This is a genomic window from Bradyrhizobium sp. UBA2491, assembly GCF_002341725.1.
In the GTDB taxonomy this organism is placed as follows: Bacteria; Pseudomonadota; Alphaproteobacteria; order Rhizobiales; family Xanthobacteraceae; genus Bradyrhizobium.
Genome location: NZ_DDOP01000015.1, coordinates 142,462 through 156,467 on the forward strand (window position 1 = coordinate 142,462; position 14,006 = coordinate 156,467).

The following is a 14,006-nucleotide window of genomic DNA, read 5'->3' on the forward strand; positions in this document are numbered from 1 at the left end:
GACCTCTGTCCGTGGAACCTGCATCAATGACACCTGTCACCTTCCGTCAGGCCATCCCGGCCGATCTTCCAGCGATCATCGCGCTCCTCGCCGACGATATCCTGGGTCAACAGCGGGAGGACCCGAGCCGTCCACCGAACCCCCGATATGTAGATGCATTCGAGGCCATCCTCGCCGATCCGAACCAGTTGCAGGCCGTTGCGGTGCTGGGCAATGAAGTGATCGGCGCGCTGCAGCTGACCTTCATCCCCGGACTGGCACGCATCGGCGCCTGGCGCGGGCAGATCGAGGCGGTCCGCATTGCCGAGGCGCACCGGAGCTCGGGCGTCGGGCAGCAGATGTTCGAATGGGCGATCGCGCAATGCAAAGCGAGAGGTTGCGATCTCGTGCAGCTCACGACGGACAAAGCGCGCCCCGACGCGCACCGCTTCTATGAACGGTTGGGCTTTGTCGGCAGCCATATCGGCTACAAGCTGACGCTCTGATGTCACCGCTGCCCGGCTCGCGGCCGTTCCGTAGCCCGCACGAGCGAACTCTCAAAGCCTGAACAGCTTCTCCGCATTGCCGTGCGCGATCAACGCACGGTCGGCTGCGGTCACCGGAATCTGGTCCAGGAAACCGCGTGCCTTGACCATCGAGGCATAGGGATAATCGGCCGAGAACATGATGCGGCCGACCCCGATCTCGAGCAGCAGGTCGAGGAACGTCGCGGGGAAATTGAAGCCCGCGAACGTGTAGTGCAGATTGTCGCGCAGGTAGGCGCTGACCGGACGCCTCAGCTTGGTCAATTCGACCGGCATGACGTCGACCCGCTGCATGAAGAACGGAAGGCCCTCGCCCATATGGCCGATCACGATCTGCAATTTCGGGAAGCGATCGAACACGCCGCCCAGCACCATGCGCAGCACGTGGACCGCCGTTTCGATGTGCCAGCCGAACCCCGGACCGGCCAGCATCTCGGTGACAAGAGGCGAAAAGCCGCCGAACGACGCCTCGATCACCGCCCTGGGCGGCCTGGTCGGATGCAGATAGATCGGCGCACTCAGCGCTTCGGCGGCCTCCAGCACCGGCCAGAAGAACTTGTCGTCGAGGTAGCGGCCGCGCTGATGACCGTTGATGACCGCACCGGCGAAACGCTGACCGCCGACGCGGCGATCGAGTTCCTTGGCCGCGAGGTCCGGTTGCGCGATCGCCAGCGCCGCGAAACCGGAGAGCCGCGTCGGATGCCGCGCGATCGCCTCGGCCAGCACGTCATTGGTGTCGCGCGCCAGCGCCACCGCGTCGACAGGCTCCAGTTGCTCGACGCCCGGCGCGGTCAGCGAGATCACCTGCATGTCGATGCCCGCGGCATCCATCTGGGCGATCCGGCCTGCGTCGAGGTCGCACAGGTCGCGCATCAATTGCTCGGCGCGGCCGCCGACCTGACGCGCCTGGTCCCTGAGTTCGCGGCCCGGGCCATCGAGAAAGCCCGGCGTGGCGAAATGCTCTTCGAGCGTGATGGTGCGCATGGCCTCGATGCTCCGCTGCGTTAGCGTGGATCGCCTCTATGTTTCGAAGCCAATGTTGGCGATTTTCCGGGCGGTCAGCCCACGCCTCAATCACGGTTGGCGCAGGATCGCGAATAGGCCGCGCGGTCGGCCTGGTTCAGGCCGGCGGCTGCGGCGGCGTCGAGGCATCGGCTGACCCGATCGCCGAACGAGCTGCGCGGCGGAGCACGAAGGCTCGGCTGCGGCGGTGCATCCATCTTGGGAATCGGCGGCACCTCGATCCGGGGCGGCGGCGGAGGCTGGGGTACCGGTGGACTATTGATCGAGCCACCCGGCGCAATGATTTGCGCGAAGGCGCTCGTCACGCTCATGTTCCACAGCAAGGCGCAGGCCAAGATCGAGGATCGTGTCATACGCCATATTTCGTGACGCCGCGGCCGCGTTCAAGTGACCGCGGCGCGCCGCAACGCTGGCCTGGGATACGCGGAATCCTCCGACCTCAAGGCTTCTGATAGATCACATGACCGGCGCGGATGGTGGTGCTCACTTTCGCGAGATTGCCGACGTCGCTGAGCGGATCGCCGTCGAGCACCACGAGATCGGCGTCGAAGCCCTGCTCCACCCGACCCTTCTTCGCGGCCTTGAAGAACCGCGCCGGATTGGTCGTCAGCGAGGCCAGCACCTGGCGCTCCGACAGCGCGCGGTGCATCAGCTGAACCTCCTGGGTGGTGTCGTACAGCTTGGTGAAGCCGACATCGGTGCCGAACAGCACGGTGCCGCCATTGTCCGAGAATTGCTTGAGCTGGTTGACGGTCGCCGCCACCATCCGGTTGGTGACGTTCGGATCGAGCACCACGGTCGTGAACAACGAAAGCGTCGGGACCAGCGCAGTCCCCTGCGCCTTGAACCGCGCCAACTGGTCGTCGGTGTAGCCGCGCTCGCCCGGCGTGGTGTGCGCGAGCACATCGACACCGGACATGATCACGGTCTCGACGCCGGTCTTGTTCTGCGGATGCGCGAACACCCGCCGGCCCTGCGCATGCGCGACATCGACGGCCGCCTTGGCGATGGCCGGGTCCATGTTGATGACAGGCTTGTCGCCCATGAACACGCCGGTGAACAGCTTGACGCCGTCCTCGCCCATCGCAAGCCAGTCATGCGCCCATTTCGCCGCCTCCTCGGGCGTCGCGGCCTCGGGTAGCTGCATCTCGGGCGGCAGGTACACCGGATGCCCACCCTTGGGAAAGACGCTGCCGGCCAGCAGAATGTTGGGACCGGCGACATCGCCTGCCGCGATGCGCTTGCGCAGCGGCAAGATATCTCTCGGATCGGACCCGAGATCCCAGACCGTGGTGAAGCCCCAGCGCGTCAGCATGTCCTGCATGTGCTGCGTCAACGGCGCGGCCGGCGCTTCGCCGGCGTTGTGCCAGACACGCTCCGTGAAATGCACGTGGCTGTTCCAGAACCCGGCCACCACGGTCTTGCCGCTGCAATCGACGACGCGCGCATCCGAGGGCACCGCGACATCGCCGGACTTGCCCACCGCGCTGATGACGCCGTCTGTCATCACGATCACCGCATCCGGAAGCGCCGGCGCATCGGCCGTCGCGTACAGCGTGCCGCCGCGGAGCACCACGGTTTCGGCACGTGCGGCCATTGAGGCAACAGCCGAGCCGATGAGGACGAGCATCACGCGCAGCGAGAGTCCGGTCATGGACAACCTCTTTGATGAAAGCATGCCGGCAATGCCCGGCGTGCGGCAACATAGCCGTCACGCCCCGGGCCGCTTTGATCATTCTTGCTGTCTGCGGTCGTTATTCAGGCGGCGCCCCGGAGTCACTCCTCGGGCGCGTTCTCGATCGGATCGAACCGGTCAGCCTCGAGCCCGAGCAGGTTCCAGGATTGCAGCATGTGCGGCGGCAGCGGCGCGCTGACATCGATCACGCCGCCGCGCGGGTGCGGGATTACGATCCGGCGGGCGAGCAGATGCAGCCGATTTTGCAGGCCGCCCGGCAACTGCCAGTTCTCCTTGTTGAAGTATTTGGGGTCGCCGACGATGGCGTGATCGATATGCGCCATGTGGGCGCGCAATTGATGGGTGCGGCCGGTGACCGGCTTGAGCGACACCCAGGCGAGCTTGGTCGCCGAGGCCTCGACCACGGCGTAATAGGTCACGGCGTGGCTGGCCCCCTCGTCGCCATGCGCCGCGATCCGCATGATGCTGTCCTCCTCGCTCTCCTCCTTGGCGAGATAGGTCGAGATCCGGCCCTGCTTCGGCTTCGGCACGCCGGCGACCAGCGCCCAGTAGATCTTGCGCGCGGAGCGATGGCGGAACGCACCGGTGAGGAACGATGCCGCGAAACGCGTCTTGGCGATCAGCAGGCAGCCGGAGGTCTCGCGGTCGATGCGATGCACCAGCCGCGGCTTCTGCCCCTTGGCGTCGCGCATCACCTCCAGCATCTGGTCGACATGCCGCGTCATGCCGGAACCGCCCTGTACGGCGAGACCGACCGGCTTGTTGAGCACCAGCACGTCGTCGTCCTCGTACAGCGTCATGTCCTTCAGCGCCTGCAGCGTCTTCGCCTCGGCCTCGGACAGCGCGGTCGCCGCCTTCGGCGTATCGAGCCGCAGCGGCGGAATCCGCACGCTCTGTCCCTCCTCCAGCCGATCCTTGGAATCGGCGCGCTTGCCATTGACCCGGAGTTCGCCCTTCCGGACGATGCGCTGGATATGGGAAAATGACAGGCCGGGAAACCGCGCCTCGAGGAAGCGGTCGACGCGCATGTTGTCCTCGTCAGCGGTGACGACGACGGTCTGCACCTTGGTCGGCAACGGCAGCTCGGCCGCAGGCTTTGCCGCGGCGGGCTCCGGCCGCGGCTCGCGGTCGCGGCGCGGCTCGGCGAAACGCGGTGGCTTGGCGGCGGCGCGCTGCGAGAATGGGCGGTCACCGGACTTGCGTTCCCCGGACTTGCGATCAGCGGACTTGCGATCAGCAGTCTTGTGATCGCCAGCCTTGCGGCTGCGTTGCGCCGATCCGGCCTTGTTGCGATCGCTGTCACGTCCCTTGTCACGCCCCTTGGCGCGATCGCCCGGCGATGTGGTTCTCTTGATGCGGCGGCTCATGGTGATTTTTGGCTCCAGACCTGCGTTGTGCCTAGCGCAAATGCCGCGAATCGTCACGGCGAAATCGGCCCGAATCCGCTGCAATATCGGCCGGTTCGGCCGAATACGGCGGGCCGAGCGCACAGTCCGCCTATTCCGAAGACCGCTCCTTGCGCAGCCGCTGCCAATAATCCAGCCGCTTGCGGATCTCACGCTCGAAGCCGCGGTCGGGTGGATCGTAGAAGGTCTGGCGGCCGAGCGCTTCCGGGAAGTAGTCCTGGCCGGAGAACGCGTCGGGCATGTCGTGATCATACTGATAGCCGGTGCCGTAGCCCTCCGACTTCATCAGCTTGGTTGGCGAATTCAAGATGTGCTTCGGCGGCAGCAGCGAGCCGCCCTGCTTCGCGGTCTGCATCGCGGCGCCGAACGCGGTGTAGACCGCGTTCGATTTCGGCGCGGTGGCGAGATAGACCACGGCCTGCGCGATCGCGAGTTCGCCCTCCGGCGAGCCGAGGAAGTCGTAGGCATCCTTGGCCGCGTTACAGACCGCGAGCGCCTGCGGATCGGCGAGGCCAATGTCCTCGACCGCCATCCGTACCACGCGCCGTGCCAGGAACAGCGGGTCCTCGCCGGCATCGAACATGCGCGCGAGATAATACAGCGCCGCATCCGGATCGGAGCCGCGCACCGACTTGTGCAGCGCCGAGATCAGATTGTAGTGGCCGTCGGCCGACTTGTCGTAGATCGGCGCACGGCGCTGCAGGATGGCCTGCAACTGCTCGGCGTCGAACACCTCGCCCTTGCGCGCGGCGCGCCAGACCTCCTCGGCCAAGGTCAGCGAGGCGCGGCCGTCGCCATCGGCCATCCGCACCAGCACCGCGCGCGCCTCGGCATCGAGCGGCAGCTTCCTGCCCTCGACCTTCTCGGCATTGGCGAACAGCCGTTCGATCGCCGCCGTATCGAGCGAGTGAAACACCAGCACGCGGGCGCGCGACAGAAGCGCCGCGTTGAGCTCGAAGGACGGATTTTCGGTGGTGGCGCCGACCATCACCACCGTGCCGTCCTCCATCACGGGCAGGAAGGAATCCTGCTGCGCGCGGTTGAACCTGTGCACCTCGTCGACGAACAGCAGCGTGCCCTTGCCCATCTCGCGGCGGGCGCGGGCGGCATCGAACGCCTTCTTCAGGTCGGCGACGCCGGAGAACACCGCCGAGATCTGCTCGAAATGCAGCTCGGTGGCGTCGGCCAACAGCCGCGCCACGGTGGTCTTGCCAGTGCCGGGCGGGCCCCAGAACACCAGCGAACCCAGCGTGCGCGTCTCCAGCATGCGGGTCAGCGCGCCGTCAGGACCGAGGATGTGATCCTGGCCGACGACGTCGGCCAGCGTGCGCGGGCGCAGCCGGTCCGGCAGCGGGTGTGGCGCGTCCTGCTCCATCCCCGCCGCTGCGAACAGGCTGCTGGCCTCGCGCGGTTGCTTTGCGCTCATTCCTTGGGGCTCATCCGCCGAGCGTCACGTTGATTTGCTGGCCGCCTCGCACCAGCGTGATGCGCCAGACCCGCGAGCCTGCCTTCGATGCCTTATCGAGGTCGCTGGTGCGCGCGATCTTCTCGTTGTTGACCGCGAGGATGATGTCGCCCTTCTGGAAGCCGACATTGGCAGCGGTGCCGTCATCGGCGAGATCGGTGACGACGACGCCCTCGGCGCCGGCATCGAGATGCAGCTCGTCGGCCAGCGCCGGCGAGATGTTGGCGACCCTCGCGCCCTGGAACGGCGAGCGCGCGGTCAGCACGATCTCATCGCGATTGGTATCGGGCGCAGTCTCCAGCGGCACGGTGAGCTTGACCGGCTTGCCGGCGCGCTGCACCTCGATCTCGGCGGTGCCGCCGAGCGGGCGGGTCGCGAAGCGATAGTCGAACGCATTGGGATCGTCGATCGGCGTGCCGTCGATCGAGACGATCAGGTCCGAGAGCTTGAGCCCGGCCTTCGCCGCAGGGCTGTTCGGCGCGACATTGGCGACCAGCGCGCCGGTCGGCAGCTTCAGCCCCAGCGTCTCCGCGATCTCCGGCGTGACCGCCTGTAGGCGCGCGCCGAGCCATGGCCGCTTCACCGCCTTGCCGCCGCTCTTGGCAGAGGCCACCACGACGCGCACCATGTTGGCCGGGATCGCGAAGCCGATGCCCTGCGAGCCGCCGGACCGCGAGAAGATCGCGGTGTTGATGCCGGCAAGCCGACCGGTCATGTCGACCAGCGCGCCGCCCGAATTGCCGGGATTGATCGCGGCGTCGGTCTGAATGAAGAATTGATAATCCGTGATCCCGACTTGAGTGCGGGCCAGCGCCGAGATGATGCCGTGCGTCACGGTCTGGCCGACGCCGAACGGATTGCCGATCGCCAGCACCACGTCGCCGACCAGGAGCTGGTCGGAATTGGCGAAGTCGAGCGTCGCGAATTTCTCCTTGTTGGTCCCCTTCAGGCGCAGCACCGCGAGGTCGGTGCGGCTGTCCTTCAGCACGATTTCGGCCTCGTACTCCCGCTTGTCGGCGAGCGAGACCTTCACCTGGTCGGCACCTTCGATCACGTGATTGTTTGTGACCACGAGGCCGGAGGCATCGACCATCACGCCGGAACCGAGCGAGCGCTGCATCTGCTCCGGCTGCTGCCCCGGCACGCCGAAGAAGCGGCGGAAAATCGGGTCGTCCAGGAACGGATTGCGGTTCTGCACCATCTTGGCGGCATAGACATTGACCACCGCCGGCTGCACCCGCTGCACGATCGGCGCATAGGACAATTGCAGCTCGGCCTGCGAGGACGGCACGCGGCGGTCCTGGGCCGCGGCCGGGGCAAGATTCCCCATGAAAACCAACGCTGACAGTGCGGATAGGGCAACAAAGCGGACAGGTCGGAGCATTCTCACCTCTCGTGGAAACGCCGGAATATAGGCGTGTTCGCCGGCCAATTGAAGGGCGCCCGGCCGGATAACCCGCCCCCTTCCAGACCGGTGCAAAACCGGCCGCCGCCGCGTTGAAGCGGCCCGCCGGGCTCCTATGATGCATATCATCTCACTGCGCCGCTCCGCTTGTTGCCAGCGGACAACAAGCGGCATGGCGATGCCTCTGTCGGGCTGCGCTGTCGTGCGTCAGTCACGATAGGCTCCTAACGACGTTCAGTGAGTGAGTGGGGACTTCAACACAACAGGGGTGCAAAATGAGTGCGACAAGAGTTGGTGCAATCGTCATCGGGCTGGCCGGGGCGCTCGCCGCCTCGCCGGCCCATTCGCAATCGGCCGGAGGCGGCAGCGACGCCGAGATCGCGCTGCTGAAGCAGCAGCTGAAGATGCTCGAGCAGAAGCTCGACAGATTGCAGAAGCAGACCAACGCCAACACTGCGACCGCGGCCAGCGCGAACGCCAATGCGAAGGCGGCGGACGCCAAGGCGGCGCGGGTTGCGAGCGCCAATGCCGCGATGCCGGTCAAGGGCCCGGTCGTACCGTCGGGCGTCGTGGTGTCGATGCCGAACAACCGGCCGACGATCTGCACCGCGGACGAACAGAACTGCGTTGCGATCACGAGCCGTGTGCACTGGGATGTCGGCGGCTACGACTATCGCCCGAACACCGCGGGCACCTCGCCGCAGAAGCTCGACAGCGGCGAGAACCTCCGTCGCGCACGCATCGGCATCGTCGGCAAGTTCTTCGGCGACTGGAACTACGCGCTGATCTACGACTTCGGCGGCTCGTCCGATGGCTTCGGCGGCGCAGCGCCGGGCTCGCTGCCCGGCGGCGGCACCTCCGGCGTCGAGAATGCCTATCTGAGCTACACCGGCTTCAAGCCGTTCGGCGGCAAGATGGCGATCGAAGGCGGCATCATGGACATTCCGTGGACGCTCGACGAAGCCACCAGCTCCAACGACATCCTGTTCATGGAGCGCGCCTCGGTCGGCATCATCGCGCAGAACATCGCCGCCGGTGACTTCCGTTCCGGCGCCGGCACCCGCTGGTGGAATGACCAGCTCTGGATCGGCGGCTATGTCACGGGACCGACCTCGGGCGCGATCCACTCTGCGTCGTCGGTCACGCCGGCCGGAAGCTCCGAGCAATATGGCGGCGTCATCCGCATCGCCGGCAATCCAATCAGCGGCAAGAACTACTCGGTGCATATCGGCGCCGACGCCGAATGGCTGGTGCAGCCGCCGCGCAACCTGGTCACGCAGGCGCAGACCCTGACGCTCAGCGACCGGCCCGAGCTGCGCATCGATCCGACGACGTTGATCTCGACCGGCGCCATCGCCAACGTCTCCGGCGCGCAGGTCTACGGCGCCGAGGCCGCCGCGACCTATGGTCCGTTCATCGCGCAGGGCGAATATTACTGGTTCAATGTCGACCGCACCGCGAACACGGGACTGCCGCCATTCGGCGCGCCGAGCCTGAAGTTCGACGGCGGCTACGCGCAGGTCGGCTACGTGCTGACCGGCGAGAACCACGCCTACAACCCGGCGACGGCCTCCTACGGCGGGATCAAGCCGCACGATCCGTTCTCGCTCGCCGCCGGCGGCATCGGCGCGTGGGAAATCGCCGGTCGCGTCAGCACGATGAACCTCAACGACCAGGTCGGCCAGGCGGTCGGCGTCGCAGGCGGACGGCAGACCGTCTACACCGCCGCGCTGAACTGGTACGTCAACAACAACGTCCGCTTCATGCTGAACTACCTGCATGGCGACGTCGCCAAGCAGGCCTCGGCGACCTCGAGCGCGGACGTCGGGTCGAAGTTCGACGCGGTCGCGCTGCGCACGCAGGTTGCGTTCTGAGGCAACCCGAGCAGCCGTCAGGCACAACGGCCGGGAGCGACACCGCTCCCGGCAGGTACGCGCCACCGAAATATCGAAAAACAACCCCATGCAAAGCAGCCGAGCTGCCGGCGTTCGGCACGGCAACTTGACACGTCGGGCAAATCAGGGATAGATTTCCAATATTCCGAAATCGTGCAAGCGCCCCTCGCCGCAGACGCGGGCCCATCGATCTCTTCCCATCGGGGAGAGGTGAGCCGGCTCCGTGCCCGCCCCGATTCAATCCAAGCGCATCCTGAACTACGCCGCGCGCTTCGGCTTCTTGACCACGACCTCGGGCGCCGGCGCGCAGGACAGCCGCTCCTGATGGCCCTCGCCCCACGCCTTCAGGATATCGATCACCGGACGCAGGCTCTCACCGAGTTCGGACAGCGTGTACTCGACGCGCGGCGGCACCTCGGCATAGACCTTGCGGATCACGAGGCCGTCGTCCTCGAGCGCGCGCAGTTGCTTGGTCAGCATGCGCTGGGTGATGCCCGGCATCCGCCGCCGCAGCTCGCCGAAGCGCTGGGTGCCGGCCTGTAGGTGATACAGGATCACGCCCTTCCATTTGCCGTCGATCAGATCCAGCGCTGCCTCGACCGCGCAGCCCGGCCGGCGCGCGAAATTCTTCCGCTTCATCGGGTATTTCCCAATAGTATACAAACGGGGACTAGTTCCCTGATTTTACAGTACTTGCCAAATTGACGCTAGCACGACAGGTAACACGGCAGGCAATCGCCCACCACGGAGACCAGGCATGAAGGCCGTCGGATACCAAAAGTCGCTGCCGATCGAGGCGGCGGATTCGCTCGTCGATTTCGAGATCGCCAAGCCCGAGCCGAAAGGACGCGACATCCGCGTCGCGGTGAAAGCCATCTCGGCCAACCCCGTCGATTACAAGGTGCGCAAGCGCGCCGCACCGACCGATGGCGGCTACAAGATCCTCGGCTTCGATGCGGCCGGCGTGGTCGATGCGGTCGGGCCCGACGTCTCGCTGTTCAAGCCCGGCGACGAGGTGTTCTACGCCGGTTCGATCCAGCGCCAGGGCACCAATTCGGAATTTCATCTGGTCGACGAACGCATCGTCGGCAACAAGCCCGCCTCGCTGTCGTTCGCGCAGGCGGCCGCCCTGCCCCTGACCTCGATCACCGCTTGGGAACTGCTGTTCGACCGGCTCGGCGCGGTGCCGGGCAAGAGCCTCGATCCGCGCACGCTCCTGATCACCGGTGGTGCCGGCGGCGTCGGCTCGATCCTGATCCAGCTGGCACGCCGCCTCACCGGCCTGACCGTGGTTGCGACCGCGACACGGCCGGAGTCGCAGCAATGGTGTCGCGATCTCGGCGCCCATGCGGTGATCGACCACTCGCAGCCGATGAAGGAGCAGATCGAGAAATTGAAGCTGCCGCCGGTCGGCCTCGTCGCCAGCCTCACCTTTACCGACCAGCATTACAAGTCGATCGCCGACTTCATCGCGCCGCAGGGCAAGTTCGGCCTGATCGACGATCCGCCGGAGTTCAACGTCGCCGCGTTCAAGGGCAAGGCGGTGTCGGTGCACTGGGAATCGATGTTCACACGCTCGTCGTTCCAGACGTCAGACATGATCGCGCAGCATCACCTGCTCAACGACGTTGCCGACCTGATCGACAACGGCGTGCTGCGCACCACGCTCGACCAGACCTTCGGCACCATCAATGCCGCCAACCTGAAGCGCGCCCACGCGCTGCTGGAAAGCGGCAAGTCGCGCGGCAAGATCGTGCTGGAAGGCTGGTAGGTCCCGATGCGTAGGGTGGGTTAGGCGAAGCCGTAACCCACCGCACCACGCGCCGAGAGCGGCGGGTTACGCTACGCTAACCCGCCCTACATGACTTCCCCACAGGCCGACACGCGGCTTTTGCCAAAGCCGCGATCGCCTGTATGATTTGCGCAACGATCACCCCGTCTTCAATCCGGCCGTGCACAACGCGGCCGGAGCGGTGGTGACGCCCCAAGGGTATGCAAAGGGGATGGGAGGACGCCGATGAGTTTGCTCACGGCCGATCCGTCACGGATCGATCCGGAGTGGATGACGCGGGCGCTGCGCGAAGCCGGTGTGATCGACCAGGCCAGGGTGATCGATGTCGCTTGCAAGCCGGTCGGCAACGGCCTCGTCGGCGACAGCTATCGCTTTCGCCTGAGCTACGACGGCGACGAGCCGAACGCGCCCGCAAGCGTCGTCGGCAAATTCCCGGCCGCGGATCCCGACAGCCGCCGTTCCGGCTCCGCGCACACGCTCTACGTCCGCGAGGTCGCGTTCTATCGCGAGCTGGCAGCGACCGTCGCCATTCACACCCCGCGGCCGATCCTCGCGGAAATCGATCCGGCGACCGACGACTTCACCCTGATCCTGGAAGACCTCGCGCCCGCGCGCCCCGGCGATCAACTCGCCGGGTGCTGGATCGAGGACTGCCGGACGGCGATGACCGAAGCGGCGGCATTGCATGCACCGCGATGGAACGATCCGACGCTCGACGCGGTACAATGCTTCGTGGTTGCCGCAAGCCGACGCAGAGACCTTCGCGCGGTGCTGCCCGGCATCATCGGTCACTACAAGGATCGCTACCGCGGCGTGATCGAGCCGGAATTTCTCGATCTGATCGACCGGCTCCCCGACGCGCTGCCGCGTTACCAGTCGGATCGATCGACGCCGCGAACCTTGCAGCATGCCGACTTCCGGCTCGACAACATGCTGTTCGAGGTGCGTGGCAACAGCCATCCGATGGCGACGCTGGACTGGCAGACGCTGACGGTGGGACCAGGCGTCGTCGACGTCGCCTATTTCCTGTCGGCCGGCATCGATCCGTCCGAACGGCGATTGCATGAAGTCGACCTGGTGCGATCATATCATTCGGAACTGCTCCGCCGCGGCGTGCGCGACTATGGCTGGGATCAGTGCTGGCGGGACTACCGGCGCTACACGCTGCACGGCATCGTGATGGGGGTCGTCTCAGCGCTCAGCGTCCAGCGCTCCGAGCGCGGCGACGCGCTGTTCCTGAAAATGACCCGCGGCGCCTGCGCGCAAGCCCTCGACCACGACAGTTTTTCATACTGGCTGGACTGAAGCGTGACGAGCTTAGGTTGAGTTGGATCGGTGACGGAGGTTCATCTCTCCCTTGGGAGAGGTCGGCGCGTAGCGCCGGGTGAGGGATTGCGGTCCCTCGGTAGAGCCTCGGCCCTCACCCGATTTGCTCCGCAAATCGACCTCTCCCCGTCGGGGAGAGGTTGAGTGAGTGCGTGGCCAACTGATTCAATCCTAACTCATCTTGCTCTGAGAACAGCGAAAGGGATCGGCGTGCTCAACAAACTGGACGACTTCCCCATCCACCAGACGCCGGAGCCGATCGCGGTTCCGTCGACCAGCGATCGCAACGTCTATGACCGGACCTGGTTCAACGGCTATACCGCCGACGGCGCGTATTATTTCGGCATCGGGATTGCGATCTACCCGCACCGCAAGATCCTCGATTGCGCCTTCAGCGTCGTCGAGCGCGGCGGAAGGCAGCATTGCTTCTACGGCTCGCGGCGGGCGCCGATCGAGCGCACCGAGATGCAGATCGGCCCGTTCCGGCTCGAGGTGATCGAGCCGATGCGCCGCACCCGGGTCGTGCTCGACGACAATGCGACCGGCCTCGCCTGCGACCTGACATTCTCCGCGCGCACCGCCGCGATCCAGGAAGCCCGCCAGACGCTGTGGTCGGGCGACCGCCGCGCCATGGATGCGACCCGGTTCGACCAGTTCGGCCGCTGGCACGGCGTCATTCGCCACCCCGATGGCGAGATCAAGGTCGACGATCACACCTGCTACGGCACCAAGGATCGCTCCTGGGGCGTGCGCAATGTCGGCGAGCGCGATATCGGCGGCGCGCCGATGCCGCCGCCAAGCGTGTTCTTCCTGTGGGCGCCGCTGGTCTGGGACGACCACATCTCGCACGCCATCTTCTTCGACGGCACGCAAGGCGAGGCACTGGTGCGCGAGGGCATCACCGCGCCGCTGTACCGGAGCGAGGGCGAAATCCCCGGCGTCGTCGACGGGCTCGACCGCCGCATGGCGACCGCGCGGCATCGCGTCAAATACGTGAAGAACACCCGGCTGGCGCAGTCGGCCGAAATCGATCTCGTCGACATCGACGGCCACACCACGACCATCGCGCTCGACCCGATCCTCAAATTCCAGATGAAGGGCCTCGGCTACGGTCATCCGCAATGGGGCCAGGGCATGTGGAAGGGCGAGCTCGAGATCGGCGGCGAGTCGTTCGATCCCGCGACGCTCGATCCGCTGGCGCGCGAGAACGTCCACGTGCAACAGGTGGTGCGTGCCCGCCAGGGCGACCAGACCGGGATCGGCGTGCTGGAGCAGATCTGCTTCGGTCCCTACCGTCCCGCGGGATTCAGCGAGTTCCTGGACGGAGCCAAGGGATAGCGCTCTAAAGCGGGATGAGCTTTGGTCGAAGCGGCTTGGCGCGTTCTTGGTTCACCTCTCCCCGACGGGGAGAGGTCGGATTGCGAAGCAATCCGGGTGAGGGCTCCTGCTCTCTCGATAGACCGCAACCCCTCAC

12 protein-coding genes are annotated in these 14,006 nt (G+C 66.1%); 5 read left to right on the forward strand and 7 right to left on the reverse strand.

What is annotated here, in order from left to right; all coding sequences use genetic code 11:
* Window positions 1-26 precede the first annotated feature (26 nt).
* A complete protein-coding gene (locus tag B2W55_RS04495; RefSeq protein ID WP_024578601.1) occupies window positions 27-485 on the forward strand; it encodes a GNAT family N-acetyltransferase in 459 nt (152 codons plus the stop codon).
* 51 nt (window positions 486-536) lie between these two features.
* Here B2W55_RS04495 and B2W55_RS04500 read toward each other — a convergent pair whose 3' ends face one another.
* The 6 genes from B2W55_RS04500 to B2W55_RS04525 form a co-directional block, all read right to left on the reverse strand.
* Window positions 537-1,508, reverse strand: coding sequence for an amidohydrolase family protein (locus tag B2W55_RS04500; RefSeq protein ID WP_024578600.1), 972 nt, complete (start codon window positions 1,506-1,508; stop codon window positions 537-539).
* Between the two features lie 86 nt (window positions 1,509-1,594).
* Window positions 1,595-1,900 carry a hypothetical protein gene (locus B2W55_RS04505; protein ID WP_024578599.1) on the reverse strand — a complete coding sequence of 102 codons (306 nt, stop codon included), beginning with the start codon at window positions 1,898-1,900 and terminating at the stop codon, window positions 1,595-1,597.
* 86 nt (window positions 1,901-1,986) lie between these two features.
* Window positions 1,987-3,201 (reverse strand): amidohydrolase family protein, encoded by a 1,215-nt coding sequence (locus tag B2W55_RS04510; protein ID WP_024578598.1) that lies wholly within the window; start codon window positions 3,199-3,201, stop codon window positions 1,987-1,989.
* A gap of 122 nt (window positions 3,202-3,323) precedes the next feature.
* Complete coding sequence (locus tag B2W55_RS04515; protein WP_024578597.1) at window positions 3,324-4,610, reverse strand: RluA family pseudouridine synthase; 1,287 nt, start codon at window positions 4,608-4,610, stop codon at window positions 3,324-3,326.
* 130 nt (window positions 4,611-4,740) lie between these two features.
* Window positions 4,741-6,075, reverse strand: coding sequence for a replication-associated recombination protein A (locus B2W55_RS04520; protein ID WP_024578596.1), 1,335 nt, complete (start codon window positions 6,073-6,075; stop codon window positions 4,741-4,743).
* A 10-nt stretch (window positions 6,076-6,085) separates the two neighbouring features.
* Entirely contained in the window at window positions 6,086-7,444 is a 1,359-nt protein-coding gene (locus B2W55_RS04525) for a DegQ family serine endoprotease (RefSeq protein WP_100555272.1), read from the reverse strand.
* Between the two features lie 350 nt (window positions 7,445-7,794).
* On the opposite strand from B2W55_RS04525, the gene B2W55_RS04530 reads away from it, so the two are divergent.
* Window positions 7,795-9,393, forward strand: coding sequence for an OprO/OprP family phosphate-selective porin (locus tag B2W55_RS04530; RefSeq protein WP_024578594.1), 1,599 nt, complete (start codon window positions 7,795-7,797; stop codon window positions 9,391-9,393).
* Between the two features lie 279 nt (window positions 9,394-9,672).
* Here the strand turns inward: B2W55_RS04530 and B2W55_RS04535 are convergent, their stop codons facing one another.
* Entirely contained in the window at window positions 9,673-10,053 is a 381-nt protein-coding gene (locus B2W55_RS04535; RefSeq protein WP_024578593.1) for a winged helix-turn-helix transcriptional regulator, read from the reverse strand.
* A gap of 118 nt (window positions 10,054-10,171) precedes the next feature.
* Between B2W55_RS04535 and B2W55_RS04540 the strand changes: the two genes are divergently transcribed.
* The 3 genes from B2W55_RS04540 to B2W55_RS04550 all read left to right on the forward strand — a co-directional run bounded on the left by B2W55_RS04540 (window position 10,172) and on the right by B2W55_RS04550 (window position 13,870).
* Window positions 10,172-11,185, forward strand: coding sequence for a zinc-binding alcohol dehydrogenase family protein (locus B2W55_RS04540; RefSeq protein ID WP_024578592.1), 1,014 nt, complete (start codon window positions 10,172-10,174; stop codon window positions 11,183-11,185).
* Window positions 11,186-11,431: 246 nt separating this feature from the next.
* Window positions 11,432-12,511, forward strand: coding sequence for a phosphotransferase family protein (locus B2W55_RS04545; protein ID WP_024578591.1), 1,080 nt, complete (start codon window positions 11,432-11,434; stop codon window positions 12,509-12,511).
* Between the two features lie 231 nt (window positions 12,512-12,742).
* The gene (locus B2W55_RS04550; RefSeq protein ID WP_024578590.1) at window positions 12,743-13,870 is read left to right on the forward strand and encodes a hypothetical protein; all 1,128 of its coding nucleotides are present in this window, start codon (window positions 12,743-12,745) and stop codon (window positions 13,868-13,870) included.
* Window positions 13,871-14,006 lie beyond the last annotated feature (136 nt).

Bases quoted from the DNA above. Each gene is read 5' to 3' on its own strand.
- B2W55_RS04500 (WP_024578600.1), bottom strand. From the start codon at position 1,508: ATGCGCACCATCACGCTCGAAGAGCATTTCGCCACGCCGGGCTTTCTC.
- B2W55_RS04525 (WP_100555272.1), bottom strand. From the start codon at position 7,444: ATGGGGAATCTTGCCCCGGCCGCGGCCCAGGACCGCCGCGTGCCGTCC.
- B2W55_RS04520 (WP_024578596.1), bottom strand. From the start codon at position 6,075: ATGAGCGCAAAGCAACCGCGCGAGGCCAGCAGCCTGTTCGCAGCGGCG.
- B2W55_RS04515 (WP_024578597.1), bottom strand. From the start codon at position 4,610: ATGAGCCGCCGCATCAAGAGAACCACATCGCCGGGCGATCGCGCCAAG.
- B2W55_RS04540 (WP_024578592.1), top strand. From the start codon at position 10,172: ATGAAGGCCGTCGGATACCAAAAGTCGCTGCCGATCGAGGCGGCGGAT.
- B2W55_RS04495 (WP_024578601.1), top strand. From the start codon at position 27: ATGACACCTGTCACCTTCCGTCAGGCCATCCCGGCCGATCTTCCAGCG.
- B2W55_RS04505 (WP_024578599.1), bottom strand. From the start codon at position 1,900: ATGACACGATCCTCGATCTTGGCCTGCGCCTTGCTGTGGAACATGAGC.
- B2W55_RS04545 (WP_024578591.1), top strand. From the start codon at position 11,432: ATGAGTTTGCTCACGGCCGATCCGTCACGGATCGATCCGGAGTGGATG.
- B2W55_RS04510 (WP_024578598.1), bottom strand. From the start codon at position 3,201: ATGACCGGACTCTCGCTGCGCGTGATGCTCGTCCTCATCGGCTCGGCT.
- B2W55_RS04530 (WP_024578594.1), top strand. From the start codon at position 7,795: ATGAGTGCGACAAGAGTTGGTGCAATCGTCATCGGGCTGGCCGGGGCG.
- B2W55_RS04535 (WP_024578593.1), bottom strand. From the start codon at position 10,053: ATGAAGCGGAAGAATTTCGCGCGCCGGCCGGGCTGCGCGGTCGAGGCA.